Annotated in this window: 24 protein-coding genes and 4 pseudogenes; 18 read left to right on the forward strand and 10 right to left on the reverse strand. The window is 31.3% G+C overall.

Annotation, left to right across the window (positions count from 1 at the left end; all coding sequences use genetic code 11):
* Window positions 1-44: 44 nt before the first annotated feature.
* The gene (locus AJN69_RS08615) at window positions 45-1,382 is read right to left on the reverse strand and encodes an anaerobic C4-dicarboxylate transporter (protein WP_070274131.1); all 1,338 of its coding nucleotides are present in this window, start codon (window positions 1,380-1,382) and stop codon (window positions 45-47) included.
* A 16-nt stretch (window positions 1,383-1,398) separates the two neighbouring features.
* Complete coding sequence (gene aspA, locus AJN69_RS08620) at window positions 1,399-2,805, reverse strand: aspartate ammonia-lyase (protein ID WP_070288083.1); 1,407 nt, start codon at window positions 2,803-2,805, stop codon at window positions 1,399-1,401.
* A 272-nt stretch (window positions 2,806-3,077) separates the two neighbouring features.
* On the opposite strand from aspA, the gene ung reads away from it, so the two are divergent.
* Both ung and AJN69_RS08630 read left to right on the forward strand, forming a co-directional pair.
* Window positions 3,078-3,773: a uracil-DNA glycosylase gene (gene ung, locus AJN69_RS08625; RefSeq protein WP_070274133.1), complete on the forward strand. Its 696-nt coding sequence runs from the start codon at window positions 3,078-3,080 to the stop codon at window positions 3,771-3,773.
* 119 nt (window positions 3,774-3,892) lie between these two features.
* Entirely contained in the window at window positions 3,893-4,588 is a 696-nt protein-coding gene (locus AJN69_RS08630) for an aspartate/glutamate racemase family protein (RefSeq protein WP_044779849.1), read from the forward strand.
* 193 nt (window positions 4,589-4,781) lie between these two features.
* Here AJN69_RS08630 and cydB read toward each other — a convergent pair whose 3' ends face one another.
* From cydB to AJN69_RS08650, 3 genes are read right to left on the reverse strand one after another with little or no spacing between them, the layout of a single operon-like run.
* On the reverse strand, window positions 4,782-5,906 hold the full coding sequence (gene cydB, locus AJN69_RS08640; protein WP_070288129.1) for a cytochrome d ubiquinol oxidase subunit II: 1,125 nt from the start codon (window positions 5,904-5,906) through the stop codon (window positions 4,782-4,784).
* Window positions 5,906-7,468: a cytochrome ubiquinol oxidase subunit I gene (locus AJN69_RS08645; RefSeq protein WP_070274134.1), complete on the reverse strand. Its 1,563-nt coding sequence runs from the start codon at window positions 7,466-7,468 to the stop codon at window positions 5,906-5,908. Before AJN69_RS08645 ends, cydB begins: the two co-directional genes overlap by 1 nt.
* Window positions 7,469-7,702, reverse strand: coding sequence for a DUF4492 domain-containing protein (locus AJN69_RS08650; RefSeq protein ID WP_002860921.1), 234 nt, complete (start codon window positions 7,700-7,702; stop codon window positions 7,469-7,471).
* A gap of 160 nt (window positions 7,703-7,862) precedes the next feature.
* Between AJN69_RS08650 and AJN69_RS08655 the strand changes: the two genes are divergently transcribed.
* The 8 genes and pseudogenes from AJN69_RS08655 (at window position 7,863) to AJN69_RS10460 (ending at window position 14,864) form a co-directional block, all read left to right on the forward strand.
* Window positions 7,863-8,051: a hypothetical protein gene (locus AJN69_RS08655; RefSeq protein WP_002932941.1), complete on the forward strand. Its 189-nt coding sequence runs from the start codon at window positions 7,863-7,865 to the stop codon at window positions 8,049-8,051.
* 16 nt (window positions 8,052-8,067) lie between these two features.
* Window positions 8,068-8,693, forward strand: a pseudogene (locus AJN69_RS10145) (cytolethal distending toxin subunit B family protein); the annotation flags it as partial.
* A 10-nt stretch (window positions 8,694-8,703) separates the two neighbouring features.
* Window positions 8,704-9,269: pseudogene (locus tag AJN69_RS08665) on the forward strand (cytolethal distending toxin subunit A/C).
* 171 nt (window positions 9,270-9,440) lie between these two features.
* Window positions 9,441-11,123 carry an L-lactate permease gene (locus AJN69_RS08670; protein WP_070210398.1) on the forward strand — a complete coding sequence of 561 codons (1,683 nt, stop codon included), beginning with the start codon at window positions 9,441-9,443 and terminating at the stop codon, window positions 11,121-11,123.
* A 119-nt stretch (window positions 11,124-11,242) separates the two neighbouring features.
* Window positions 11,243-11,983 carry a (Fe-S)-binding protein gene (locus AJN69_RS08675; protein WP_079860354.1) on the forward strand — a complete coding sequence of 247 codons (741 nt, stop codon included), beginning with the start codon at window positions 11,243-11,245 and terminating at the stop codon, window positions 11,981-11,983.
* Entirely contained in the window at window positions 11,980-13,419 is a 1,440-nt protein-coding gene (locus AJN69_RS08680) for a LutB/LldF family L-lactate oxidation iron-sulfur protein (protein ID WP_002860914.1), read from the forward strand. The genes AJN69_RS08675 and AJN69_RS08680 overlap by 4 nt, the downstream gene beginning before the upstream one ends.
* Window positions 13,412-14,068: a lactate utilization protein C gene (locus AJN69_RS08685; protein ID WP_002932947.1), complete on the forward strand. Its 657-nt coding sequence runs from the start codon at window positions 13,412-13,414 to the stop codon at window positions 14,066-14,068. Before AJN69_RS08680 ends, AJN69_RS08685 begins: the two co-directional genes overlap by 8 nt.
* Before the next feature lie 173 nt (window positions 14,069-14,241).
* Window positions 14,242-14,864: pseudogene (locus AJN69_RS10460) on the forward strand (bacteriohemerythrin).
* Between the two features lie 241 nt (window positions 14,865-15,105).
* Here AJN69_RS10460 and AJN69_RS08705 read toward each other — a convergent pair.
* From AJN69_RS08705 to AJN69_RS08715, 3 genes are all read right to left on the reverse strand, one after another.
* Window positions 15,106-16,137, reverse strand: a complete 1,032-nt coding sequence (locus AJN69_RS08705) for a Cj0069 family protein (RefSeq protein ID WP_002933934.1) — start codon at window positions 16,135-16,137, stop codon at window positions 15,106-15,108.
* Window positions 16,138-16,215: 78 nt separating this feature from the next.
* The gene (gene sppA, locus AJN69_RS08710; protein WP_070288084.1) at window positions 16,216-17,112 is read right to left on the reverse strand and encodes a signal peptide peptidase SppA; all 897 of its coding nucleotides are present in this window, start codon (window positions 17,110-17,112) and stop codon (window positions 16,216-16,218) included.
* The gene (locus tag AJN69_RS08715) at window positions 17,100-18,329 is read right to left on the reverse strand and encodes a metal-dependent hydrolase (protein ID WP_070288086.1); all 1,230 of its coding nucleotides are present in this window, start codon (window positions 18,327-18,329) and stop codon (window positions 17,100-17,102) included. The genes sppA and AJN69_RS08715 overlap by 13 nt, the downstream gene beginning before the upstream one ends.
* Window positions 18,330-18,419: 90 nt before the next feature.
* On the opposite strand from AJN69_RS08715, the gene aroQ reads away from it, so the two are divergent.
* Genes aroQ through fliY form a run of 8 tightly spaced genes read left to right on the forward strand, consistent with a single transcriptional unit; the run spans window position 18,420 to window position 24,665 of the window.
* On the forward strand, window positions 18,420-18,899 hold the full coding sequence (gene aroQ / locus AJN69_RS08720; RefSeq protein ID WP_070233984.1) for a type II 3-dehydroquinate dehydratase: 480 nt from the start codon (window positions 18,420-18,422) through the stop codon (window positions 18,897-18,899).
* A gap of 2 nt (window positions 18,900-18,901) precedes the next feature.
* On the forward strand, window positions 18,902-19,375 hold the full coding sequence (gene folK / locus AJN69_RS08725) for a 2-amino-4-hydroxy-6-hydroxymethyldihydropteridine diphosphokinase (RefSeq protein WP_002851803.1): 474 nt from the start codon (window positions 18,902-18,904) through the stop codon (window positions 19,373-19,375).
* Between the two features lie 10 nt (window positions 19,376-19,385).
* Window positions 19,386-20,840, forward strand: coding sequence for a flagellar biosynthesis protein FlhF (gene flhF, locus AJN69_RS08730; RefSeq protein ID WP_070288087.1), 1,455 nt, complete (start codon window positions 19,386-19,388; stop codon window positions 20,838-20,840).
* Complete coding sequence (gene flhG, locus AJN69_RS08735; protein WP_002854691.1) at window positions 20,833-21,699, forward strand: flagella biosynthesis ATPase FlhG; 867 nt, start codon at window positions 20,833-20,835, stop codon at window positions 21,697-21,699. The genes flhF and flhG overlap by 8 nt, the downstream gene beginning before the upstream one ends.
* An 18-nt stretch (window positions 21,700-21,717) precedes the next feature.
* A complete protein-coding gene (locus AJN69_RS08740) occupies window positions 21,718-22,074 on the forward strand; it encodes a hypothetical protein (RefSeq protein WP_002854547.1) in 357 nt (118 codons plus the stop codon).
* Window positions 22,055-22,747 (forward strand): RNA polymerase sigma factor FliA, encoded by a 693-nt coding sequence (locus tag AJN69_RS08745; RefSeq protein WP_070288089.1) that lies wholly within the window; start codon window positions 22,055-22,057, stop codon window positions 22,745-22,747. Before AJN69_RS08740 ends, AJN69_RS08745 begins: the two co-directional genes overlap by 20 nt.
* A complete protein-coding gene (gene fliM / locus AJN69_RS08750) occupies window positions 22,747-23,826 on the forward strand; it encodes a flagellar motor switch protein FliM (RefSeq protein ID WP_002851710.1) in 1,080 nt (359 codons plus the stop codon). The genes AJN69_RS08745 and fliM overlap by 1 nt, the downstream gene beginning before the upstream one ends.
* Window positions 23,823-24,665: a flagellar motor switch protein FliY gene (gene fliY / locus AJN69_RS08755; RefSeq protein ID WP_070288090.1), complete on the forward strand. Its 843-nt coding sequence runs from the start codon at window positions 23,823-23,825 to the stop codon at window positions 24,663-24,665. Before fliM ends, fliY begins: the two co-directional genes overlap by 4 nt.
* Window positions 24,666-24,713: 48 nt before the next feature.
* Here fliY and AJN69_RS08760 read toward each other — a convergent pair whose 3' ends face one another.
* Both AJN69_RS08760 and AJN69_RS08765 read right to left on the reverse strand, forming a co-directional pair.
* Window positions 24,714-25,313: a C39 family peptidase gene (locus AJN69_RS08760; RefSeq protein WP_053872216.1), complete on the reverse strand. Its 600-nt coding sequence runs from the start codon at window positions 25,311-25,313 to the stop codon at window positions 24,714-24,716.
* A pseudogene (locus AJN69_RS08765) lies at window positions 25,298-26,152 on the reverse strand (hypothetical protein). The gene AJN69_RS08760 and the pseudogene AJN69_RS08765 overlap by 16 nt, the downstream one beginning before the upstream one ends.
* Window positions 26,153-26,258: the final 106 nt, after the last annotated feature.

Genomic DNA, 26,258 nt, shown 5'->3' on the forward strand with positions numbered 1-26,258 from the left:
TAATGAAAAAATTTTCACCCTAGGAGAAAAACCTAGGGTTTGATTTAAATAAGCATAGGAGCTAATACAAAGCCTAATGCTACAGCAATTGCAATAGCTAAAACTCCTGGTATAAAGAAAGAGTGATTAAATATAAATTTACCAATTCTAGTCGTTCCTGTATCATCCATTTGCACAGCGCCAAGTAAGGTTGGATAAGTTGGAAGCACAAAAAGTGCTGAAACTGCTGCAAAACAAGCTACAAGCATATAAGAATCATGCGGATTTGTTGCTGAAATTCCTAAAGCGGTGATAATTACAGGTACAATAGCCTTTGCGGTTGCTGCTTGAGAATATAAAAGCATACTTGCAAAGAAAAATGCAACTGCTAACATAGCAGGGGTTTGTTTAACCCAGTCGCCTGCTACTTCTTTAATAGAAGCTTCGTGTCCTGCAACAAAAGTATTTCCAAGCCATGCTACACCAAAAACACAAACACAAGCAGTCATACCACTTTTAAATACACTAGTGTCAAGAATTTTACCTGGTTCAACTTTACAAAGCCAAGTGATCAAAGTTGCTGCAGTAAGTAAAAAGCTCATAATAGCTGCATCTCTTGGAACCACAACAGGATCGATCCATTTAATATTGCTCGAAATTGCGGTTGCATAAAGTACAACTGCCAAAACAGTGATCAAGAAAATTCCTACTGAAAGTTTAGCACCTGGTTTATCTTCACCATGTAAAATAGCTCCTGCATCTTTAACAAGTCCTGCTTTTAAGCGTTCTTGATAAACGCTATCTTTGCTTAAATCCATAGGAGTGATTAAACTCACTATAAAAGCTGTAAGCATACAAGCTATAAAAGTTGTACTGATCCAAATTCCAATTAAAGTTGGATAATTCCATCCAAGTGGCTCTAAAACGCCACTCATATAAACCACAGCTGCACTCACAGGAGAAGCAGTGATTCCAATTTGTGAAGAAACAACCATTAATGAAAGTGGAGCACTAGGTTTTATGTTTTGAGATTTTGCAACATCAACTACAACAGGCATTAAAGAAAATACTGCATTTCCTGTTCCTGCTAAGATTGTAAGCAACCATCCACAAGCTGGAGCTAAATAATTTATAAATTTAGGGCTTGATCTTAAAATTTTTTCTGTCACCCTTACCATATAATCAAGTCCACCTGCTTGTTGCATAGCAGAAATTGCTGCAATAGCTGCAGCAATAATTAAAATAACATCCCAAGGAATATTACCAGGTTTCATACCTAAAACAAGTCCTAGTATAACTACACCTAATCCTCCAGCATAACCTATAGCAATACCGCCTAGGCGAATACCGATAAAAATTGCCCCAAGAAGGACGATTACTTGCAAAATTATCATTATATCCATATTAAATCCTAAAATGCTATTTTTTAGCTTCCATGTGAGGATTTAGCATATTTGATGGTGTTAAAATTTCATCAATTTGTTCTTTACTTAAAAGCCCTCTTTCAAGCGCAATATCAGCCACTCTTTTTCCAGTGTTCATTGCCTCTTTAGCTATAGAAGCTGAATTTTCATAACCAATATAAGGATTTAAAGCTGTTACTATACCTACTGAATTATAGACAAAGTCTGAACAAATTTTTTCATTTGCAGTAATACCATCTATACATTTATCAGCTAAAGTATACATTGCTTTTTCTAGCATTACAATAGAATTAAATAAGCTATATGCTGCAACTGGTTCAAAAACATTAAGTTGTAATTGTCCACCCTCGCAAGCAAAAGTTACAGTTACATCTGCTCCAATAACAAAATAACAAACTTGATTAACTACTTCAGGAATAACAGGATTTACCTTACCTGGCATGATAGAACTACCTGGTTGCATTTTTGGAAGATTAATCTCATTAAGACCACATTTTGGACCACTACTTAAAAGTCTTAAGTCATTACATACTTTAGAAAGTTTTGTTGCAACACGTTTTAAAACACCTGAAATTTGTACATAAGCTCCCGTATCTTGAGTCGCCTCGATCAAATCCTCAGCCACAGTATATTCAAAACCTGTCACTTCTCTTATTTTTCTTTCTACAACCTTCGGATAATCAGGATGAGAATTAATTCCCGTTCCAATAGCAGTTCCGCCCAAATTGATCTCTAAAATCAATTTTCTAGCTTCTAATACTCTTTGTATATCTTCACCTATCATTACGGCAAAAGTTTTAAATTCACGACCTAAAGTCATAGGTACAGCATCTTGCAGTTGGGTTCTACCCATTTTAAGAACATCTTTAAATTCTTCAGCTTTTTTCTCATAAGCTTTTTTTAGATATTCCATAGCTTTTGCCAAATCACTTAAATAATCATGCAAAGCAAGGTGTAAAGCTGTAGGATAAGCATCGTTAGTACTTTGGCTTAAATTAACATGATCATTTGGATGAAGATATTGGTATTCACCTTTTTTATGACCCATAAGTTCAAGTCCTATGTTTGCTATAACTTCATTAGCATTCATATTTGTACTTGTTCCAGCACCTCCTTGGATCATATCTACTACAAATTGATCATAATACCCGCCTTCTAAAATTTTATCACACGCTTTAATAATCGCATCTTGGATATTTTTATCCAAAAGACCTAATTCATGATTTGCCATAGCTGCAGCTTTTTTTACTCTAGCCAAAGCTCTAACAAAGCGAGGAAAATCTTTTAATCTATCATGAGAAATATCAAAATTTTCAACAGCTCTAAAAGTTTGCACTCCATAATAAACCTCATCAGAGATTTCCAATTCCCCAATAAAATCATGTTCTTTTCTTGTTCCCATTTTGAACCTTTCATAAAAGTATTTTAATTTAAAATCAAAAATTTTTGATTTAAATCATAAAATAATGATATTGCATTTTTAGTTAATAATTGGTTAATAATTAAAATACTTTCAAAATATAATAAATTAAGTATTTTTATATCCTATTATGTCTTTATATTTAATTTTTATTAATATAAAAAATTTTATTTACTTCAAAAAAAATTAATATATTTTTGCAAGCTTTTTTTGCTAGAATAAAATTTTTAATAATTTAAATAATTAAGGATAACATGGAAGAAATTACAATAAATATAGATAAGATTAAAATAAATGATGACTGGAAAGAATTTTTAAGAGACGAATTTCAAAAAAAATATTTTCTAGAAATCAAAAAACAATACCTAAATGCGATTGATCAAAATATAATTATTTATCCGCCTGCAAATTTAATTTTTAATGCTTTTAATTTATGTCCCTTAAAAGAAATTAAAATTATTATCCTAGGACAAGATCCCTATCATCAACCAAACCAAGCAATGGGGCTTAGTTTTTCGGTTCCAAAAAATGTAAAAATCCCACCAAGTCTTAATAATATTTTTAAAGAATTGCAAAATGATTTAAACATCGCTCCAGCAAAAAGCGGAGATTTAAGCTCTTGGGCAAAACAAGGAGTTTTGCTCTTAAATTCTATTCTTAGCGTTGAAGCAAATAAAGCAGCTAGTCATAGTTCGTGGGGTTGGCAAGAATTTAGTGATGCTATAATACATAAATTAAGCGATGAAAAATCAGGGCTTGTTTTTATGCTTTGGGGAAATTACGCAAAAAGCAAGGAGATTTTGATTGATAATACTAAGCATTTGATTTTAAAAGCAGCTCACCCAAGCCCTTTAGCTAGAACAGGATTTTTAGGTTGTAAACATTTTTCAAAGGCTAATAAATTTTTAAAAAAAGTTGGTAAAATTCCTGTAGATTGGAAAATAGTTTAAAAAATTATTTTAAATTTTAATAAAAATATTAAAATACATTTATTTATTTAAAAATAAATCGTATTTCTATGAAATATATTATAATAAAACAACTCAAAAATTAATTTTTAAGGAGAAAAATGAAAACCATTGGTATTATAGGCGGAATGAGTTTTGAAAGTACTATTACTTATTATAAAACAATAAATCAAGCTATAAATGATAAATTAAAATCTTTAAATTCTGCAAAAATTTTACTTTACAGTGTTAATTTTGAAGAAATAGAAAATTTACAAAGCCAAGATAAATGGCAAGAAGCTGCGCAAATTTTAACTCAGTGTGCTAAAAAATTAGAACTTGCAGGGGCTAGTTTTATAATAATTGCAACTAATACTATGCATAAGGTTTTTGATGAAATTCAACAAAACATAAATATCCCTATTTTGCATATTGCAAAAAGCTCTGCTAAGGCTTTAAAACAAGAAAACATACAAAAAATTGGTTTATTGGGTACTAAATACACAATGACTCAGGATTTTTATAAAAAAATGCTTATTGAAGAAAATATTAGCGTTATTATTCCTAGCGATGAAGATATAAAAATCGTTAATGATATTATTTTTAATGAGCTTTGCAAGGGTAAAATCAAGCAAGAATCTAAAGAAAAATATTTAAATATTATAAAAAAACTACAAGAAAAAGGTGCAAAGGGAGTGCTTTTAGCTTGCACTGAAATTGGTTTATTAATATCCAAAAATGATACAAATATCAAAATTTTTGACACAAGCCTTATTCACGCCCTTGATGCCGCTAATGAAGCTTTAAAAGATTTATGATTAAAAGATGCCCAAAAATGGGCAAATTGCAATATTTTGAAAAGATTTATACTTATATCGGTTTAAATCTTATCTTGCTTTATAGTTTGCTATCTTTTTCTAATTGATTGATATTTAGCATTATAAATTTATAGCTTAGATAAATTACTAAAGGCCAAGTCAATAAAAACAAAGCATGTAACATTTTTTCTCCTTAATATGCGTGATCATCGTTTGCGATTTCTTCGCGTGTGATTTTTACCTTATCCATTGCATTCCAAACATAGATAATATAAGCTAAAACAAAAGGTACAAGCAAAAACACATAAGCCATGACGCTTAGAGTATAATAGCTTGAACTTGCATTTTTTAAAGTTAAAGAACTTTGTAAATCACTTAAAGATGGGTAAAAAGCACTTTGACCTAAACCAATACTTGATAATAAAGCAAAAACTATTAAAACCGTTCCAAGTCCTAGAGTAAAAATAGCCTTAGAGCAACCTTTTACTCCTTGAACCATACCTAAAAGCACTAAAATCACACCAATAACAAGCAAAACAGCAAAAATCATTTGATTTAAGAAATTATATAAATATAAATTCGCACTCATGCTTACAGTTCCATTTGCATCTACACTAAAACCATCTTTTAAGAAAATCCACGCTAAAAAACCTAAGAAAAAAGGTAAAAATAAAATGCTATTGATCATAAGTTTTTTCATAGCTCTTATTTTGATATTCTCATCATTGATATTGTTCATAAAATACGCTGCGCCTAAAAGCCTTGCTAAAAATACCAAAGCTAAGCCTAAGAGATAATTAAAAGGATTGAGTAAAAGCTCTAAGCCGTGCAAAGGATTTTGCCAAGAAACAAAATTATGCTCATTTAAGATAAATTCGGAACCGCTAAAAAAGCTACTTACTGCAACTCCGATTAAAAACACACCTAAATAGCCATTAATTTTAAGAAAAATTTCATAGGTTTTAGAGCCATAAACATTATTTTCTTTTTTACGATACTCATAAGCCACAGCTTGTAAAATAAAACAAAATAAAATACAAAGCCAAGCCCAATAAGCTCCGCCAAAACTTGTACTATAAAAAAGTGGAAAAGCTGCAAAAGCAGCTCCGCCAAAAAGTACGAGAGTTGTAAAACCAAGCTCCCATTTACGCCCTAAAGAATTGACTAGCATGGTTTTTTCAAGCTCATCCTTGCTAAGCTCATCGATTAAAGTTTGTCCACCTTGGACAAAAAACATAAAAACTAAAAGTCCGCCGAGCAAACTTAAAATCAACCACCAATAAATTTGCAAACCTTCGAGTTCTAAACCAAAAAACATCATTTTTCTCCTTTGCCCATAAGTGGAGTATGCCCTGCATGTGCGTCAAAACCTTTTTTAATCTGAGTAAGTATGATTTTAACTTCTGCAATCAATAAGGCTGTAAAAAGTACTGCAAAAATCCAAAATGAAATTTGAACATTGACTTTTCCAAGTTGCGTTGCTGCGATATGTACAGGAAGTAAGTCTTGAATTGCCCAAGGTTGTCTGCCTACTTCAGCAACAATCCAGCCTGCTTCAGCGGCGATATAACCCAATGGAATGGATAATAAACACACCCAAAGTACTTTTCTAAATTTCTCAATATCATTTGCCATAGTAAGATAAAGAGTAACGATGAAAAGTAAAAAGAAAAAACTTCCTAAAGCAACCATGATATGAAAGCTATAAAAAGTTAAAGCCACAGGCGGAATAGTATCGCTTGGTTTTTCTAGATATCCATAGCCAAAATCTTTAAAATGAGTTTCTAAAATAGATTTGTGATTTGCCATAGCTATTGTATCATTGTTTTCTTTAGCAAGTTTATAGTCTTTTAGAGCTTGTATAGCGATTTTTCCTCTATCGATACGATTTTGCATAGGTTCTATACCTTTGCTTTCATTTCCATAGATTAAATCTTCAATTCCTGGAACAAAAGAATTTGGATCACGGTTTCCTAATATAGAAAGAGCGTAAGGTATAGTAATGTCAAATAAAAACACACTTTCGTTATTATCTATGGTTTTTTTAGGGTTTAAGATTCCAAAAGGTACAAGTCCTGCACGATGTTCACCTTGATAAACCCCTTCCATAGCTGCAAGTTTCATAGGTTGAGTTTGAGTTACACGATAAGCACTTTCATCTCCGCTGAAAAACAAAAAGATTGAACAAACCAAACCAAAACTAGCTCCTACAACTAAGCTTTTTTTAGCCTCGATAGTATGGCGTCCCTTTAACATAAACCAAGCTGAAATTCCTATTACAAATAAAGCTGAAATCACATAACCGCTGCCTATGGTATGTAAAAATTTTGAAATAGCCACAGGAGAAAGTGCTACTTCAAAAAAGCTTTGCATTTCATTTCTTGCTGTATCAGGGTTAAAGCTCATTCCTACAGGATATTGCATCCAACCATTTGCCACTAAAATCCAAAAAGCAGAAAGATTACTTCCTATAGCCACACACCAAGTTGAAAGTAAGTGAAAACCCTTACTTACTTTATCCCAGCCAAAAAACATAACTGCAAAAAAAGTAGCCTCTAAAAAAAATGCCATAATACCTTCAATCGCCAAAGGTGCACCAAAAATATCTCCCACAAACCAGCTATAATTTGCCCAGTTTGTTCCAAATTCAAATTCCATTATAATACCTGTAGCTACACCGATAGCAAAATTTATAGCAAATAATGAAAGCCAAAATTTGGTGATTTTTTTCCATCTTTCATTTTTAGTTTTTACATAGATAGTCTCCATGATAGCAATGATAAAAGATAAGCCTAAGGTTAAAGGCACAAACAAAAAATGATAAAGTGCAGTTAAAGCAAACTGCGCTCTTGACCAATCAACGCTATTAAGTTCGTTCATTTATTTTCCTTCGAGTGTAAGATTTTTGAGTACAAAAGTGCTTTTTTCTTTGTCGCTTTTAAAAATAGAATTAAAATTTACATCAAAAACAAAAAGTTTTAAAATCACAAACATAACAAAAAGTTTGATAAAGATAATTTTCCAAAGGGTCTTTCCAAGAGTTAAATTTTTAAAACCTTCTTTGTAAAAATTAAAAATTTGAGAAATACTAAAATATAAGTGTTTAAGATGCATGTAAATTCTACCTTTAAAAACAACAAAATAAAACATTTTAAGAAGCGGAAAATTATAATGAAAATTATGTTATTATTTTCTTAAAAAATTTAAATACATAATCAAGGTTTTTAATGCAAAAAATTAAAGTTTTTATTTTTTTTATGATTTTTTTTCTTTAATGCATGTTCTTCTAAATTTTGAAAATGTAAATCCTTTGGGGCGTTCATTTGGAGAATTTGAAGATACTAATTCTTTTTCTTTAAAATTAGGACTTGAACCTATTTTTCCTACCAATCAAGAAATTCCAAGTTTAATTAGCAATGCTGATTTAGTACTTATTACTCCTATTTACCCCACCTTTAACTAGTAGCATCAACAATAATGCAATAAAACAACTTGCAAGTGGAGCAAACCCCTTAGATATCTTAATGATACAAGAAATAGGAACTTTACTAAGAATAGCCACTCCAATAGGACGCCATGTGCAACAAGGTGGAACGCCTATTGACGAATATGAGTAGAATTTGAGGACTCTTTCAAGACCTGATAGGGTTTTTAATTTATTATTCTCGCGTTGATGTAGGAGCTAATCGTGTAAATTTAGCTATAGTTTCAAGACCCATTATAGGAATTCGCGATGGAAGTGATGCTTTTTTCAATATCTATGTTTTAGCCAATGAAGGAACAGATGTAGGAGCAATTATCACAGCCCGTAAATACACATTTTGTAAATATACCTCAAGCTAACTGGATGATAGCAGGGGATTTTAACCGTGATCCTTCTACTATAACAAATACAGTGGATAGAGGATTAGCAAATAAAATTAGAGTGGTTTTTCCAACTAGTGCAACTCAAGCAAACGGAGGGACTCTTGATTATGCAATTACAGGAAATTCAAATAGACAACAAACCTATACTCCACCGCTTTTAGCTGCGATTTTAATGCTTGCAAGTTTAAGATCTCATATAGTTTCGGATCATTTTCCAGTAAATTTTAGAAAATTTTAGGACATTTAATATGAAAAAAATTATTACTTTGTTTTTTATGTTTATAACTTTAGCCTTTGCAACTCCTACTGGAGATTTGAAAGATTTTACCGAAATGGTTTCTATAAGAAGCTTGGAAACGGGAATTTTTTTAAGTGCCTTTAGAGATATCTCAAAAGATCCTATTGATCAAAATTGGAATATTAAAGAAATTGTTTTAAGCAATGAGTTAAAACAAAAAGATAAATTAGCTAATGAACTTCCTTTTGGTTATGTGCAATTTACAAATCCAAAAGAAAGCGATCTTTGTTTGACCATCCTAGAAGATGGAACCTTTGGAGCAAAATCTTGTCAAGATAATCTAAAAGATAGTAAACTAGAAACTGTATTTTCTATAATGCCAACAACAACTTCAGCTGTGCAAATTTGTTCTTTAGTTTTGGAATCTGATGAATGTATGGTAACTTTTTAATCCAAATATTCCTACACAAAAACGCTTTAGAATAGCCCCTTGCACCTTAGATCCTAATTTTTTATGAAGTAAACGAACTAATGATTATAACTCCACCTTTAACAGCTTCTACCCCTTTAGAATAAGATTTTTTCTTATTCTATTTTTATATTTATTTAATATTTATGATATTACAAAAATACACAAAATAATCAATAATAACACAATGTAATTTACTTTACTCTATAATTTTTTTATTTTAATTTAATTTTTTGTTACAATAAATTTATACATAAATAATTATCAAGGAGGAAAAATTGGAGCAAATTTTAACATGGCAACAAGTTTACGACCCTTTTTCAAACATTTGGCTAAGTGCTTTAGTGGCATTTTTACCTATACTATGTTTTTTAGTTTGTTTGGTTGTTTTAAAACTTAAAGGTTATCAAGCAGGTTTTTTAACTGTTATACTTGCTACTTTGGTAGCTTTATTTGCCTATAAAATGCCTTGGAATTTAGTGGGCGCAAGTTTTATTCAAGGCTTTACAAATGGTATGTGGCCTATAGCTTGGATTATCATTGCGGCAATCTTTCTTTACAAACTTTCTATTAAGTCGGGTTCTTTTGAAATCATTAAAAAAAGCGTGATGAGTATTACTCCAGATCATAGAATTCAAGTGATTTTAATAGGTTTTTGTTTTGGTTCATTTTTAGAGGGTGCTATAGGTTTTGGTGGCCCTGTGGCTATAACTGCTGCACTTTTAGTAGGACTTGGTTTGCGTCCTTTGCAAGCTGCAGGACTTTGTCTTATCGCAAATACCGCTCCTGTTGCTTTTGGTGCGGTGGGAATTCCTATTATTGCTATGGCAAATCTTGTCGGCATAGAACAGCATTCAGTTTCTGCCATGGTAGGTAGAATGCTAGTTCCTTTAAGTCTTACTATACCTTTTTTCATAGTTTTTTTAATGGATGGATTTAAAGGCGTTAAAGAAACTTTTCCAGCTATTTTAGTTGCGGCACTAAGTTTTACAACTACTCAATTTTTAAGCTCAAATCACTTAGGAGCAGAATTACCTGATATTATCTCAGCTGTAGTTTCTTTAGCGGTTACAACTGTATTTTTAAAATTTTGGAAACCAAAAAATATTTTTAGATTTGATAATGAAAGCAATTTCACTCAAGATAACACCTTAAGTTTTAATCAAATTTTAAAAGCTTGGTCGCCTTTTATTTTACTTATTGTTTGTATTATCATTTGGACACAACCTTGGTTTAAAGCTCTCTTTGATAAGGACGGAATTTTAAGCTATACAAGCATTACTTTACAATTTAGCAATATCACAACTGGAATTTTAAGCCCTTCTATCACAGGCATAGGAGAAGCTAAGCCTTTATCTTTGGCCTTGGGTGTAGATTTAATCAATGGAAAAACCGTAGCTCAAGCAGGAACAGCGATTTTACTTGCCGCTTTTCTAACTATAGCTATTTTAAAAATCAAAGCTGAAGATGCAGCAGAATGCTTTTGGGCTACTTTAAAAGAAATGGCTATACCTTGTATCACCATAGGTTTAGTTGTGGCTTTTGCTTTTATTTCTAAAAATAGTGGTATGAGCACTACTTTAGGACTTGCTTTTGCACATACAGGTGATGCTTTTTCTTTCTTTTCACCAATCATTGGCTGGATAGGGGTATTTTTAACAGGCTCTGATACAAGTGCTAATTTACTTTTTGGAACCTTGCAACAAGTAAGTGCTCAAAAACTAGGTGTTAGTGAAGCTTTATTTTTAGCAGCTAATTCAGTAGGTGGAGTCGTTGGAAAGATGATCAGTCCACAAAGCATTGCTATAGCTTGCGCAGCAGTTGGGCTTGTAGGAAAAGAATCTGATCTTTTCAAATTCACATTAAAATATTCTGTAGCTTTTATTATTTTAATAGGAATTTGGACTTGCATTATAGCTTTTTTCTTACAAGAAATCATCCCTGAAGCTATAGTGAAATAATTAAAAATTTAAGTTTTGCTTCAACAAATATTCGTTTTTAGAATATTTGTTGGAAAATTTACTTTGCTTTTATTTTTACAGGATTAAAATATTTATCCTAAATTATCCCAAAAGGAGAGATCATGAAAAAGGTGTATTTTTACGCCACATGCTTAGGAAGTGCTGCTATGCAACAAAGCGTTTTAAATGCAATAAAACTTTTAAGGCGTGAAGGTATTGAAGTGATTTTTAAAAAAAATCAAACCTGTTGCGCTCAACCTTCTTTTAACTCAGGTTATTTCGATGAAAGTCGTGAGATTGCTTTATATAATGTGGATTTATTTGATAAAGATTACCCCATCGTTGTGCCAAGCGGATCTTGTGCGGGTATGATGAGTCATGACTATAAAGAACTTTTTAAAAACAAACCTGAATTTTCTAAAGTCAAAGATTTTAGCTCTAGAGTCATAGAACTTTCACAATACCTTGATGAAGTTTTAAAAGTAGATTATGAAGATAAAGGTGCACCTATAAAAGTAACTTGGCATTCTAATTGCCATGCTTTAAGAGTGCAAAAAAGCATACAAGCGAGTAAAAATCTTATCAAAAAACTAAAAAATGTAGAATTAGTAGAACTTCAATACGAGGAAGAATGTTGTGGTTTTGGCGGAACTTTTTCAGTAAAAGAGCCTGAAATTTCAAATGCTATGGCAAGAAGCAAAATCAAAGATATACAAAGTAGCGGTGCAAAATATCTCATCAGTGGCGATGGAGGTTGTCTTTTAAACATAGATGGCACAATGAAAAGAATGGGTTTAGATATAAAAGGCATACATTTATATGACTTTTTACTTAAACGCTTGGAAGGAGAAAGACTATGAGTCAAAAAATTCCTCACGAACAAATCGTTCAAATTAAACTCAATGACAAGCAAATGCAAGAAAATTTAATGACTGCCATGCATACTTTACAAAAAAATAGACTCAATGTTATTGATGCTAGATTTAAAGACTGGCAGGGTTTAAGAGCTAAAGCTAAACAAGCTAAAAACAATGCCTTAATGAGTTTAGAAGAAAGGCTTTTAGAATTTGAAAAAAATGCTACAAAAAATGGCATTAAAGTGCATTGGGCAAGTAGTGATGAAGATGCCTGTGAAATCGTCTATGAAATCATGAAAGAAAAAAATATTACCAAGCTTTTAAAAGGTAAATCTATGGCAAGCGAAGAAATAGGCCTAAATCACTACCTAGAAAAAAAAGGTTTAAAAGCTATAGAAACCGATCTTGGAGAGCTTATTTTACAGCTTAATGAAGAGCCTCCTTTACATATAGTTGTACCTGCTATACATAGAAACCGCCATGAAATCGGAGAAATTTTCAAAGAAAAATTAGGAGCGAATTTAGAAAACAATGAACCTGAAAGTTTAAATGCGGTAGCTAGAGAGCATTTAAGAAAAGATTTTGAAGGCTTAAAACTTGGACTTAGTGGGGTCAATTTTGCCATGTCAAGAGAAGGAGCTTTTTGGCTTATAGAAAATGAAGGAAACGGTAGAATGTGCACTACAGCACCTGATATTCATATCGCACTTTGCGGCATAGAAAAAGTCATGGAAAGCTTTGAAGATGCGGCTACTATGGTTTCTTTACTCACTCCTTCAGCCACAGGACAATTTATACCAACTTATAATAATATCATTACAGGCCCTAGAAAAAATGGGGATTTAGATGGTCCTAAAGAAGTGCATGTGATTTTATTTGATCACAATCGCTCTAAAATGTTAGCTCATGAGGATTATTATGAGGCTTTGCGTTGTATTCGATGTGGGGCTTGTATGAATTTTTGCCCTGTTTATGATCAAATCGGCGGACATGCCTATCAAACCACTTATCCAGGACCTATAGGAGAAGTAATCAGTCCTAATATTTTTGGTATAGATCATACAGGAGATATTTTAAATTTCTGTTCACTTTGTGGGCGTTGTTCTGAAGTTTGTCCAGTGCAAATTCCTTTGGCTGATCTTATTCGTAAATTAAGATGTGATAAAATAGGACAAGGTAAAAATCCACCTTTAGGAGCAAATAATGTTCATCGCAATGCCTTAGAAGCCTTTGCTTTTAAACAATTTAAAAATATCGCAACCAATGGCAATAAATGGCGTTTTTCACTTTCAAAAGCACATTATTTCAACTGGACGGTACAAAATTTCGCAAGCGTTTTACCTGTGATTAAAAAATGGCACGCTTTTAAAGAATTACCTCAAATTAAAATGGATCTTTATAAAGAAGTGCAAAAACTAGAAGGAGTAAGCTATGAGTAAAATCGATGAAATTTCAAGCAAAAGTAAAGCAAGTATTTTAGAACATCTTAAAAAAGCTTACAAAGAAACAACGTTCACACGCATTGAAAGTATAGATCCTGTAGAACATATCCAAACCACCCAAGATATGCTTGCAGAAATGAAACAAAAAATGAATGATAACAAATACATCGTTGAAAATGCTACAAAAGATACCTTAGAAGAAAAAATCAATGAAATTATCGCAAAATATGACTTTAAAAGTATGATTTATGGGCTAGATTTAAATTTAAATTTAGAACAAATCAAAGCAGAAAAAAAGATTTGCTTTGATAAAGAAATCGAAAATTTAAGATCTGAGGTTTTTCATAGTGATTTTTCCATCATTCATGCAAGAGCAGGGGTAAGCTCTCACGGAGTTGCACTTGTACCTTCAAGCAAAACTCAACCTAGAATGCTAAGCCTTGCACCTAAACTTTGTATAGTGCTACTTAAAAAAGAAAATGTTGTTAAAAGTCTTAGCGAGGCTTTAAATTTGGTAAAAAAAGAAAATGAAATCTTACCTACTAATATCTTATTTATAGCAGGGCCTTCAAGAACAGCAGATATAGAACTTATCACTATTTTTGGTGTTCATGGGCCACAAATTGCACATATTATTATTTACTGATTCTATACTAGAATCAGTAAGTCTTAATTTTTAATATTAATTATATATATTTTTTATATTATACAAATATAAATAAAATAAATAATTTTCAATTAATAATATTTTAATAAAATATAATATTTCACTCAAATATATGAAATTAATTTTAAATACAAAAATTAAAGAAGGTGCTTTTGGATAAACTAATTCCAACTTGGAATGAAAAATACAGTATTCATGACACAATGATTGACATTCAACAGCAAAAACTTTTTGAACTTGCAGCAAAAATAGAAAATATGGTTTATAAATTTGTTCAAAGAGATGAGTTAAAAGAAATTTTAATAGAACTTTTTAACTATAATAAAAGAACATTTTAGCAACGAAGAAGATTATATGCAATAAATTCATTATCCTTGTTTAAATGAACACAAAATCATGTATAAAATATCGTTCATGATATGTCTTATCTTATACAAAACATAAAAACCACTAATGATTTAAAAGAGAAGCTTTACACAGTTTCTAAAAAATTGCTTTTAGAACATATACTCTATGAAGATATGAAAGTTGAACAATACAGAAGATCTTCTTTAGCTTCTGAAGATGATGGGGGGGGGGAGGTAAGCTTTGAAGAAGTCAAAGAAGAAAAAGATGATGAAAATGCAGTTTATCTTTATACATGTGAATGCGTAGGACAAATGCATGATGTACCTTTTGGAATTCATCAAAAATTCAACTTAAGGGTGTAAAATTTAAATGTAAAAAATGTAAAGAAGCCATACAGTTTTATAAAAAATATTCAGAAAATTTCTAATTAACTATTTATGCGTTAAAATAATAAATAAAGTATAAGTTAGTCAAAGAAGGAAATTTAATGGATAAAAAATAAAATATTTTATTTTGGATAAATTTGACTATTCCTATCCTATACTAACCAAAGATACAAAATGCTCATTTTGTGAAAATTTTTTCCCAATAGAATATAGCTCAAACTTAAAAACAATAGAAAAAGAATGTCCATTTTGCAATAATAAAATGGACATTAAACTTAAAAACTAAGCCTTAGTTTTACTTACAATATTAATAATATTTGAAGCCACTTCATCAGCAAGCTCTAAATGAGAAGTAAAGCCTACACAAGAACAATTAATCTCGCCTAAAACATATTTATCATTGCCCTTTTCATCAGTATCTAAAATAAAATCAGCCGTCCAAATCAATGGTAAGTCGTAATTGCCTAATCTTTCCCTTACCTTAGGAAGCTCGCCTAAAAACATATCCACCAAAGTTTTCCAATCTTCTGGCTTATCATAACGATATTTTGCCCCACTAAAAAGCGTAGCAGAAAAAGCATCGGCATCTTCGGCTGGTTTTTTATGTACTACATTTACAGGAGTGTTATAAAGCATTAAAAGTCTGATTTCACCTTCTTTAATGCGCGGTAAAAAAGTCATATCCACAAGCATACCATTATCACCTATGATATATTGCTCACAAAAATCCATAAATTCCCCAAGCTCTCTATGTTCTACATGATTATCCTTAGCTTCCGTACACTTGATTTTTGTGTTTAAAGGCAAACTATCTCCACTAACGCTACCCTCTACACTCACACGCCAAATTCCCTCTCCTGTAGAGCCACGATTTTGCTTTAAAACCCTTTCACCTTTAGCCAAACTTTTTGGAAAATTTTCTTTAAAAGTCTTAATATCATAGTAAGCATAAGTATCGCTTGGAACAAGATCAGTATCTGCTAATTTTGTAAGTGCATCTTTAGCACCATAACCTATCATAGCATCAGGATGAGGCATACCTACAAGCTTATCAGCACAAAGTTTTCTTAACATATCAAAATACTCATTTTCTTCTTTAAGATTACCAGGATTGATGCGAGAAACATAACCATCAAAATTTTCTTTCACATATTTGTAAATTTCATCTTTTTTACTCACTTCAAAAAAAATCACCTCAGCATTCCAACCCTTAGCTTTTAAGGCATTTACCATAGGTATAGTATCTTTTCTATAACCATCTTCACCTTTATCACTCCCACCTTTAACTTCAAAAAAAACAATATTTTTTTTCATTATTTTACTCCTTATCTAAAATATAAATAATTATTGCATAAAAATATTACAAAAATTAAATAAAAATATTTATATATTTTATCTAGCGTTTATAAAACTGCTATTAGTCTTATAAGCGATTTCGATTAAGCTTTTACTTATCAAGCTTGATACTTGTCCTTCTAGGCGGTTAAGAAATTTATCAATCTTATTTTCTTCTTTCCAAACGGGATTTGAAACATTAGCAAGTTTTTCAAGCTCCTTTTTAGCATTTTCATAATTACTAAGCTCATCTATAAGACCAAGCTCCTTAGCCTTGGCAGCTAAAAACACTCTTGCATTTGCCCATTGGTCTTTTTTGTTAAGATCTAATGCTCTTTCCTTAGCAACAAAACCTGTAAAAAGATCATAACTTTGATCAATTAAACCCTGTAAAAAATTTCTTTCATTCTCATTCCAAGCTCTTGCAAAAGTTCCAGCACTTTTAAATTCACCTGCTTGAATAGTTTGTTCTTTAATACCGAGTTTATTAGCCAATCCACTTAAATCAGCTCCTTGCATAATCACACCGATAGAGCCTATAAAACTTGCCGGATTGGCTAAAATTTTATTGGCTCCAACTCCTGCTAAATAACTTCCACTTGCCATAGTTCCGCTTGCATAGACAAGCACGGGCTTTTTAATTTTTAAATCCTTTATAGCTAGAGCTAGTTCCATACTAGGAGCAAAAGCTCCACCAGGAGAGTCTATAACAAAAAGCACTCCTTTGATATTGCTATCATTTTTAGTATTGATAATTTTTTCTAAAACCGCAGAGCTATCAAAAATTTCACCCTTTAAATCAATGCGTTCTAAATTTGCAAGATTGGAGCTTGAATTTGCACTAGGCATTAAAATCCATATAACAATCAACAATAAAACAAAGGTTTTAAAATAAGTATTGATAAATTTTATTCCACACCCTAAAGCATTAAAAAATGATTTTAAAATTTGCATTCTTTTCCTTTTATAAATAATTTATCCACTTCCTTAGCATTTAAAATAAACTGCAAAGGAGCTTGCTTTTTATCACATTCTCCTAGCTCAAATACGCTAAAATCAGCAATTTTACCTTTTTTAAGCTCTCCTAAATTTAAATTTAAAGCCCTTGCAGGATAAAGTGTTACCATTTGCAAAAGCTTAGATGCTAACTCTAATAAATCAAAATTCTTATGTATAAGCAAATTCGCGCGCATTTCATCAAGTAAGGACAATGAAATATTTGAGCTAAGTCCATCGGTTCCTAAATGGATATTTAATCCACTTTTTAAAGCCGTTTTTAAATCTAAGCTTTTTTGACTTAAAAGACGATTTGAAAATGCACAATGTGTAATAGAATGTAAATTTTTATCTAACCATTCATATTCTTTTAGATAAACACAATGCGTAAAAAGAGTCCTTACTCCTTTAAAGAGTTTAGCAAAATCCTTTGCTGTATAAAGAGGCTTAGGGTGAAGTGTAAAATTTTCAAGCCATTTTTTAAAACCCCCTTTAGACTCTCTAAGCCAGATATTTTCAGCCTTGCTTTCTAAAAAATGCGTACTAACTAGTAAATTTTGCTTTTTAGCTAAATCAAGAGCAAAATGAGCCAAACTAGGATGAGTTGAATAAGGAGAATGAATTGAAATTGCTGGGATAAAAAAATCATTTTTAAATTTCAAAGAATTTTCAAATCTTTTTAAAAATTCTTGTTTTTTATCTTCAAATTGATTTTCATTTGTGCCTAGAATTTCATTAAAAAATACTACACGCATCCCCTTTTGACTAGCCTTTAAACAAGGATCTAAATCACTCCCAAAACTTGAAATTTCACCTATGGTGCCTATGCCGCTTTTTTGCATTTTTTTAATGCTTTGAAATATTAATTCTTCTTTGGCCTGCGCATTTAACATGGAACGAGAATTTATAACACTTTTAAGCCAAGTTAAAAATTCTCCAAAATGCAAAGTTGTTGAATTTGCACTAAATTCTAAGTGTGTGTGAGGATTTATAAAAGTAGGTAAAATAACCGAATTTTTAGGTGTTTTGATGATTTTAGCCTTAGGATATTTTTTTCTTAAATTATCCAATTTACCTAATTCTAAAATTTTATCTTCAAAAACAAAGGCTTGATTTTCTAGTATCGTAAAATCTTCATCACATAAAAAAAGATATCTTGCAGCAGCTATAAACACGATTTTCCTTTCAAAAATTACATTGTAGCAAAAATTTATTTTTAAAATGTTATAATATAAGGTTAAAAATAAATTTTTAAGGTTAAATCCATGAAAATAATGATTATCCAAGGCCCAAATGTTAATATGCTTGGCGTAAGAGAAGTGGGAATTTATGGTGCTATGAAAATGGAGCAAATTCATGAGCAAATGAAAATAGCTGCCGCTCAAAGCAATGTAGAACTTGACTTTTTCCAAAGTAATTTTGAAGGTGAAATCGTAGACAAAATTCAAGAATGCCTTGGAACAGTTGATGGAATTATTATCAATGCAGCAGGCTATACTCATACTTCAATAGCTATTCGAGATGCTATTGCAGCAGTAGCTTTGCCTACAATTGAAGTGCATATTAGCAATGTTTATCGCAGAGAAGAATTTCGCCAAAAAAGTCTTATAGCGCCTGTATGCTCTGGAACTATTGTTGGTTTTGGTCCTTTTGGCTATCACTTGGCTTTAATGGGCGTAATTCAAATTTGCGAACAAATAAAAAATTTGCACGCAATGCAACAAGCACAACAAACAAATAAATAATAATGCTAAAAATTCAAGGAGTAAAACACTTTGAAAAAAGTCGTTTTTTTCCTTTTTTTAGTCAAAATATACGATCTTTTAAATATTTAGCCCTTATAGGCTTAGGAAGCAATATAGAACCTGAAAAAAAAAGATTTGATATGCTTTTTCGAGTAATGATGGATGATAAAAGATTTAAAATTTTATCCACATCTCCTATGTTGATAAATGAAGCCTTTGGTTTTAAAGAGCAAAAAGATTTTACCAATGCTGTTATGTTGATACAAACTAATTTGCATGCACGAGCACTTTTGAAAGTTTTACTTTATTATGAAGTAAAATTTAAACGCAAGAGAACTTTCAAAAACGCTCCTAGAACGCTTGATTTAGATCTTTTATACTTTTCACAAAAAGTCAAGCGTGATAAGTGGTGTGAGGTGCCTCATAAAGGGGCTAAAGAAAGAGTGAGTGTAATTTTGCCTTTAGGCATGATATAAGGAATATAATATGGGACAACTTATACATACTTTTACTGTTGAAGATACAGAACAAATTATACCCAAAGTAAAAGAAGATTACGGAGATAAAGCTTTAATTATAACAAATAAACAAATTCGTCCTAAAACCTTAAATCGCAATGCACTTTATGAGGTTATGGTAGCCATAGAAGAAAGCGACTATGAAGAACACTTAAAAAAACAAGGGAAATCTTTACCTGCAAAAAAAAGCTCGCCAAAACCATCTTCTACCTCTCTTGCAGAAGAAAAAATTAGATCTCAAATCCCTCAAGAAGATGAAGATGTAGTCTTGGATTTCTCAAATGCTCGCTTAAATAGAAATTTAAACACTGTAAAAAACAATGACTTAACTAAAAAAACCTATCAAGATTTTCCACAAAACAAAATCAACCCTCATCAAAATAAGACTCTAGACTTTGATGATTTTAAAGAAAAGCTAAGTGAAGTTAGTAATGAAATTTCTAAAGTCACAAACACACCTTTAGAAAATTACACCCCTAATCCAAATTATAATAAAAAAATAGAAAATTTTGAAAAGCAATTTGAAAAACAAATCAACAAGCTTAACGATAAAATAGATCTTCTTGCAGATATGATGTGGGACGATAAAGCCGAAGCTAGAAAAAATCTTATGATACCTCCTGAATTTGCAAGTATTTATAAACAAGCTAAAGAAAGTGGAATGCTTGAAAATCATCTAGAAGCGATTATGAAAGCAACTATAGAAAATATGCCAGCTGCTATGAAAACCAACAAAGATGCGGTTCAAAGATATTTTCACTCACTTTTAAGAAATATCTTGCCTTGTCGTGTTGAAAGCGATATAAAAAAACAAAAAATCATGATGCTAGTAGGCCCAACAGGAGTCGGAAAAACAACAACCTTAGCTAAGTTAGCTTTTCGCTATGCTTATGGAGATAAGCGTTATAAAACAGGTATTATTACGCTTGATACTTATAGAATCGGTGCGGTTGAGCAACTTTTTCAGTATGCAAAAATGATGAAACTTCCTATTATTGATAGCATAGAACCAAAGGATTTAGATGAAGCGATAAAAAGCTTAAATAATTGCGAAGTAATTTTGGTTGATACTATAGGAAATTCACAATACGATCAAAGTAAACTTTCTAAAACTAAAGAATTTTTAATGCACTCAAATGCAGAAATTGATGTAAATTTAGTGGTTTCTGCAAACACCAAACATGAAGATTTAATGGAAATTTATAAAAATTTTTCATTCTTAAATATTGATACTTTGATTATTACTAAATTTGATGAAACAAAGGTTTTTGGAAATATCTTCTCTCTTATTTATGAAACGAATATTCCTCTAAGCTTTTTCTCTACAGGACAAGAAGTGCCAGATGATTTAGAAGTAGCCAATAGTGATTTTCTAGTTCATTGTATTTTAGAAGGGTTTAATAAAGGAAAAAATAATGAATAACCAAGCAAATAAACTTCGCAATCTCATGAGTCAAAATGGAACCAAAAAATCCCAAAACACTCATTTTATAGCTATTACAAGTGGAAAAGGTGGCGTTGGAAAAAGTACGATTAGCGCAAATCTAGCCAATGTTTTAGCAAATAATGGCTATAAAGTTGGGCTTTTTGATGCTGATATTGGCTTGGCAAATTTGGATGTCATTTTAAATGTACGCATACAAAAAAATCTCTTGCATGTTTTACGTGGAGAATGCTCCTTGGAAGATATTTTAATAGAAGTTAAGCCAAATTTATGGCTCATCCCAGGCGAAAGTGGAGATGAGATTTTAAAATATAATGATAAAAATATTTACGAGAGATTTTTAAATCAAGCAAGTATTTTAGATGAGCTTGATTTTCTTATTATCGACACAGGCGCGGGTATTGGTGGAAATATTTTAAATTTTTTAGAAATGGCTGATGAAGTTATAGTAGTAACTGTTCCTGATCCTGCAGCAATCACTGATGCGTATGCAACCATAAAAACAACTTCTAAGACAAAAGAAAATTTACTAATGCTCTTTAATGTTGTAAAAAATGAAAATGAAGCTTTAAAAGTTTTTGAAAATATTAAAAAAGTTGCAGATGCAAACATTAAAAATCCTTTAAATTTAGAATTCTTAGGCCATTTAAGCGCTTCTAAAGATGTAAGTGGTAGTATTAAAAAAAGAACTTTATTTAGCGATGAAAACACAGCCTCAAGTGATGAGCTTAAAGCCCTAGCTTCCAAGCTTTTATATAGATTGGAACGGAAAGTGCTTGATAATGTTTCAAATCGTAGTTTTTCAAGTTTTTTTAGAAAAATTATTGAAAGATTTTAGCAATAAAGAGAAGAGATTATGAGGCCAGAAAATTACGTAGCATTTTTCACTGTTTGTGGATTTTTTATAGGACTTGCATTTAGCATTATTAGTATAGATGAAGCCTTTGATATACTGATTTTTACTTGTTTTATTACTTTTATGTTTTATGTTTTTGTTCATATTGCTATTATGAATTTTATAGATGTAAAGAAAATTAGTGGCAGAATCTTTAATAAACACGATTATGAAAAAACTAGCAATAATATTATCAACGATTTAGTTATTCGTGAAAAGAAAATGGATATAATTTTAGAAAAGCTCAATGAAGAAAGAGAAGAGCTAAAGAAAAATGAATCCAAAGAAAGACGAAGAAATGCTAAAAGAGCCGCCTAAAGCTTATGCACAAATGCTAAAGAAAGAGCAAGATGAGCTTGTGCTTTCTTACATGCCAGCCCTACGTGCTATGGCTTTTAGACTAAAAGAACGCTTGCCTTCAAGCATAGATGTTAATGATCTTATTAGCATAGGCGTTGAAGAAATGATAAAGCTTTCACGCCGTTACGATAAAGAACAAAATGATAACTTCTGGGGTTTTGCAAGAAAAAGAGTTAATGGCTCTATGCTTGATTATCTTAGAAGTCTTGATGTAATGAGTCGCAATAATCGCAAAATTATTAAAGATATTGATGCAATCATGGATGAATATTTCCTTGAGAATGAATGCGAACCTGATGATGAGTATCTAGCCAAAAAACTTGATTTAGATGTAGAAAAAATCAAAGAGGTAAGAACAGCTCATGCTATTAGCTATACCCTGCCCATCGATGAGCAAATCGAACTTTATAACAAAGACAATACTTTAGAAAAAATTGAAAAAGAAGAACTTTTAGAAAAAATTCACGAAGTGCTAGATGATCTTAAAGAGCGCGATCAGTTAATTATTCAGCTTTATTATTATGAAGAATTAAGCCTAAAAGAAATCAGTGAAATTTTACAAATCAGTGAAAGCAGAATTTCACAAATTCACAAAAAACTTCTTAAAAAACTTAGAGAAAGGCTAGTGTAATGGCTGAGATACTTTCCCAAGAAGAAATTGATGCCCTACTTGAAGTTGTCGATGATAACACCGACACGCCCATAGCCTCAAATTCAAAAGATGAAAAAGATGAAAGAAATATCGTTGTATACGATTTTAAGCGTCCAAACAGAGTTTCAAAAGAACAACTTAGGACGATTAAAGGCATACACGATAAATTAGCAAGAAATTTAGCCTCTCAAATTTCATCGATGATGAGAAGTATTGTTGAAACTAAACTTCATTCAGTCGATCAGATGACTTATGGAGAGTTTTTAATGTCTTTGCCAAGCCCAACAAGTTTTAACGTTTTTTCTATCAAACCTTTAGATGGAAACTGTGTTTTAGAAATCAATCCAAGCATAGCTTTTCCTATGATAGATAGGCTTTTAGGTGGTCAAGGTGATAGCTATGAAGCTTCGCGTGAGCTTACGGATATTGAGCTTAATTTGCTTGATTCTATTTTGCGTATCATTATGCAAAGACTTAAAGAAAGCTGGGCTACTGTAACTGAAATTTATCCTAGTATTGAAGCTAAAGAATCAAGTCCAAATGTTGTGCAAATCGTATCTCAAAATGAGATTGTTATCATGGTGGTAATGGAAATCATCATAGGAAATTCAAGTGGTATGGTAAATATCTGCTATCCTGTAGTGCATTTAGAAAGTATATTAAGCCGTTTGGCAAACCGCGACATTATGATGGGTGAAACCTCAGCCAAAAAATCACGCAACAAAGAACTTAAAACTTTAATCGGTCGCGCTGAAGTGGTATATGAGGCAATTTTAGGAAAAACCTTAATTAATGTTCATGAATTTTTAGAACTTAAACAAGGCGATATTTTAAGGCTTGATAGAGAAGCAGATGATAAAGCTATAGTAAGCATCGATAAAAAAGATGTTTTCTTAGCACAAATTGGATTGCATCGTTTTAGAAAATCTATTAAAATTTTAGAACTCATACGCACAGATAAAGATGAAATCAAAGAAATTTTGGAAAAATACGAAGAAGAACGTAAAGCTAAAGCTAGTGTTTATGATGAGCCTGAAGAGGAGGATGAAGAAATATGATCAATGATTTTTTAAAAATGTTTACAAATGAATGCATCAGCACCATTGAAGGTTTAACAGGAAAAAGTGCTGAATTTAGCGAATATAAAGAATTTGATGTCAATGCAAGTGATACTTTAAAAGCACCTTTAGTGTATGCTATATTTGATATAGCAAATGGTGGAAAAATAGGAATTTTAGCTGGTGCTGTTTTAATGAGTGCTATTGGTGAATGGATGATGGGTGAAGAAGAGATCACCAAAAACGATAAACTAGGTCCTGATGAAATGGATGCAGCTAAAGAAGCTATCCAAAACATCGTTTCAGCATTTTCTACAACCTTAGGAGCCCAAAAAGACATTCCAAAAATGGATTTTAGTATAGAATCTTGTGAATTTGTGCCTGAAAGCGTAGATTTTAAAGATTTTAAAAAATTATTTTTATATGATGTAAAAATAGGCGATTTAGAAGAACAAGTTTCTTTAGCCATGGATCAAACACTCCATAACATCCTAAGCGGGAAACCTGCTGAAACAGGAAATACAAGCACTGATTCTAATCACAATACTGAAGAAAAAACAATCATGCTTAGCGAAGAACTTAAAAATATCAATCTTATCATGGATGTACGCTTACCTGTTCGTGTGCGTATAGGCAATAAAAAAATGCTTTTAAAAGATGTTTTAACTATGGATATAGGTTCAGTTGTAGAGCTTAATCAACTTGCAAATGATCCGCTTGAAATTTTAATCGGAGATAAAAGAATTGCTTATGGCGAGGTAGTAATTGTCGATGGTAACTTCGGCGTTCAAATTACAGAAATTGGTTCTAAAAAAGAAAGATTAGAACAACTAAGATAAAAAGTTTTAGCCTACAAATTAAGAATAATAAATATAAACGAATTAAAACTAAAACAAACTAAAAGGGCTGAAATCAAAATGTAAAGATTTTGGAGTATTTAACTTAAAAGGTTTTAGCTCTTTTTTAGGAGCAACAATTAAAGCATAACCACCTTTATTATATCTATCCCAAATACTAAAAAATTGACTTTTAGAACTTATATATTCTCCATGGCTTGGATCAAGTATTTGCAAATAATTTCCTTTATGATTGATAATTATAACAAAATGTGGAAAGCGTGGATCATCTTCAATTTTTACAAGCATTGGAATATTTACAAGTTTATCCAAGTTTTCTCTATTGATTTGATATGAATTGCTTTGAAAGCCCAGTTTTTTAACTGCATCGCTTAAATCTGCAAAGCTTACCATATCCGTATAAAGTTCTTGTCCGCTCATAATCTTTAAAAGTTCAAGTTCATCAAACTTTTTTTGATCATCAAGTATATTAAGTAAAGTTGCTAAAGATGAAGCCCCACAAGATTGCTCATAAGTTTGTCTTATTACTCTTTCGTTTTTAATTTCTTGATAAGACTTAACTACCCATTCGGCTTTTGCACTCAAAGCAAGAATGGGTAAAAATAATAAAATTTTTAGAATTTTTTCCATAAGCTTATCCCAAATATGCTATCAGGAGAAGCAGAGCTTCCTCCAAAACTAGCATTAACAGAAACTGCGGTATCTGAATTAATGCTATAAGTAGAACCTAAACTTAAAGTTGGAATAGAACGCACTTCAGAATTTTGATAACCATTAATTTTTTGCTCGGTTTGAAATCTTTGCTCTGCTCCTAAATCTAAAGAATTTTAGGACTTAGAATAATAGATAAATCCCCACCCACATAAATACTATTTCCATACTCTATTTTAAGGGTTTTAAATTTTCTTGATTGATTATAACCAAATCCTGTATAAATACTATAAACCACAGGATCGCTATATCCCCTTAAACTAGCTTGTAAGCTTTGTGATTTTAGATAAAAGTTTTTGGTTTGATTGATTGCTTTTTCTCTTTGAACGACTGCAGTTTGAAAGGTAATTTGTGGAATTAAATCTGCAATGCTATCGCCTGTATAAATAAAACCTAGCCATAAATTATCAAAACCTATTCTGTTTTTACTAGAATACTCATTTGTAAAAAAGTTTGTATATTCCCCTCTTGCATAACTTCCGCCCCCTGAAATAAGTATGTCAAACTTAGGTGTTATGGTATAAATGAAAGTTTGAGTTAAAAACACTTGCTTTGTATCATTCCAAATTGTAGGATCTCCGCCTATTGTTATATTAGGATAAAGAGAATACGAGTTTGCATTTCCTGTGCTAAGCAAAGAAAAGCTTGTAATGCTTCTTAAGCCTATTTGCTTTTTAAATAAACTGTCTATATTTAGTTCATCACTAGCAAAAACACAATTAACTAAAACCATAAATACTTAAACAAATCTTTTTCATTGTTGCCTTTCTAAATATTTTCAAATTTTTTTAAAAGCAATGAATGTTCCAAATAAAAAAATTTGATTTTAATATATAATTTGTGATATTATTCAAATAAAGAGTA

The organism is Campylobacter sp. BCW_4338 (assembly GCF_001763255.1).
Classification (GTDB): Bacteria; Campylobacterota; Campylobacteria; order Campylobacterales; family Campylobacteraceae; genus Campylobacter_D; species Campylobacter_D jejuni.

Bases quoted from the DNA above. Each gene is read 5' to 3' on its own strand.
- aroQ (WP_070233984.1), top strand. From the start codon at position 18,420: ATGAAAATAATGATTATCCAAGGCCCAAATGTTAATATGCTTGGCGTA.
- AJN69_RS08655 (WP_002932941.1), top strand. From the start codon at position 7,863: ATGCATGTTCTTCTAAATTTTGAAAATGTAAATCCTTTGGGGCGTTCA.
- AJN69_RS08740 (WP_002854547.1), top strand. From the start codon at position 21,718: ATGAGGCCAGAAAATTACGTAGCATTTTTCACTGTTTGTGGATTTTTT.
- AJN69_RS08645 (WP_070274134.1), bottom strand. From the start codon at position 7,468: ATGAACGAACTTAATAGCGTTGATTGGTCAAGAGCGCAGTTTGCTTTA.
- AJN69_RS08630 (WP_044779849.1), top strand. From the start codon at position 3,893: ATGAAAACCATTGGTATTATAGGCGGAATGAGTTTTGAAAGTACTATT.
- AJN69_RS08760 (WP_053872216.1), bottom strand. From the start codon at position 25,313: ATGGAAAAAATTCTAAAAATTTTATTATTTTTACCCATTCTTGCTTTG.
- fliM (WP_002851710.1), top strand. From the start codon at position 22,747: ATGGCTGAGATACTTTCCCAAGAAGAAATTGATGCCCTACTTGAAGTT.
- AJN69_RS08615 (WP_070274131.1), bottom strand. From the start codon at position 1,382: ATGGATATAATGATAATTTTGCAAGTAATCGTCCTTCTTGGGGCAATT.
- ung (WP_070274133.1), top strand. From the start codon at position 3,078: ATGGAAGAAATTACAATAAATATAGATAAGATTAAAATAAATGATGAC.
- AJN69_RS08745 (WP_070288089.1), top strand. From the start codon at position 22,055: ATGCTAAAAGAGCCGCCTAAAGCTTATGCACAAATGCTAAAGAAAGAG.
- cydB (WP_070288129.1), bottom strand. From the start codon at position 5,906: ATGTTTTTTGGTTTAGAACTCGAAGGTTTGCAAATTTATTGGTGGTTG.
- folK (WP_002851803.1), top strand. From the start codon at position 18,902: ATGCTAAAAATTCAAGGAGTAAAACACTTTGAAAAAAGTCGTTTTTTT.
- sppA (WP_070288084.1), bottom strand. From the start codon at position 17,112: ATGCAAATTTTAAAATCATTTTTTAATGCTTTAGGGTGTGGAATAAAA.
- AJN69_RS08680 (WP_002860914.1), top strand. From the start codon at position 11,980: ATGAGTCAAAAAATTCCTCACGAACAAATCGTTCAAATTAAACTCAAT.
- flhF (WP_070288087.1), top strand. From the start codon at position 19,386: ATGGGACAACTTATACATACTTTTACTGTTGAAGATACAGAACAAATT.
- flhG (WP_002854691.1), top strand. From the start codon at position 20,833: ATGAATAACCAAGCAAATAAACTTCGCAATCTCATGAGTCAAAATGGA.
- fliY (WP_070288090.1), top strand. From the start codon at position 23,823: ATGATCAATGATTTTTTAAAAATGTTTACAAATGAATGCATCAGCACC.
- aspA (WP_070288083.1), bottom strand. From the start codon at position 2,805: ATGGGAACAAGAAAAGAACATGATTTTATTGGGGAATTGGAAATCTCT.
- AJN69_RS08650 (WP_002860921.1), bottom strand. From the start codon at position 7,702: ATGCATCTTAAACACTTATATTTTAGTATTTCTCAAATTTTTAATTTT.
- AJN69_RS08685 (WP_002932947.1), top strand. From the start codon at position 13,412: ATGAGTAAAATCGATGAAATTTCAAGCAAAAGTAAAGCAAGTATTTTA.
- AJN69_RS08705 (WP_002933934.1), bottom strand. From the start codon at position 16,137: ATGAAAAAAAATATTGTTTTTTTTGAAGTTAAAGGTGGGAGTGATAAA.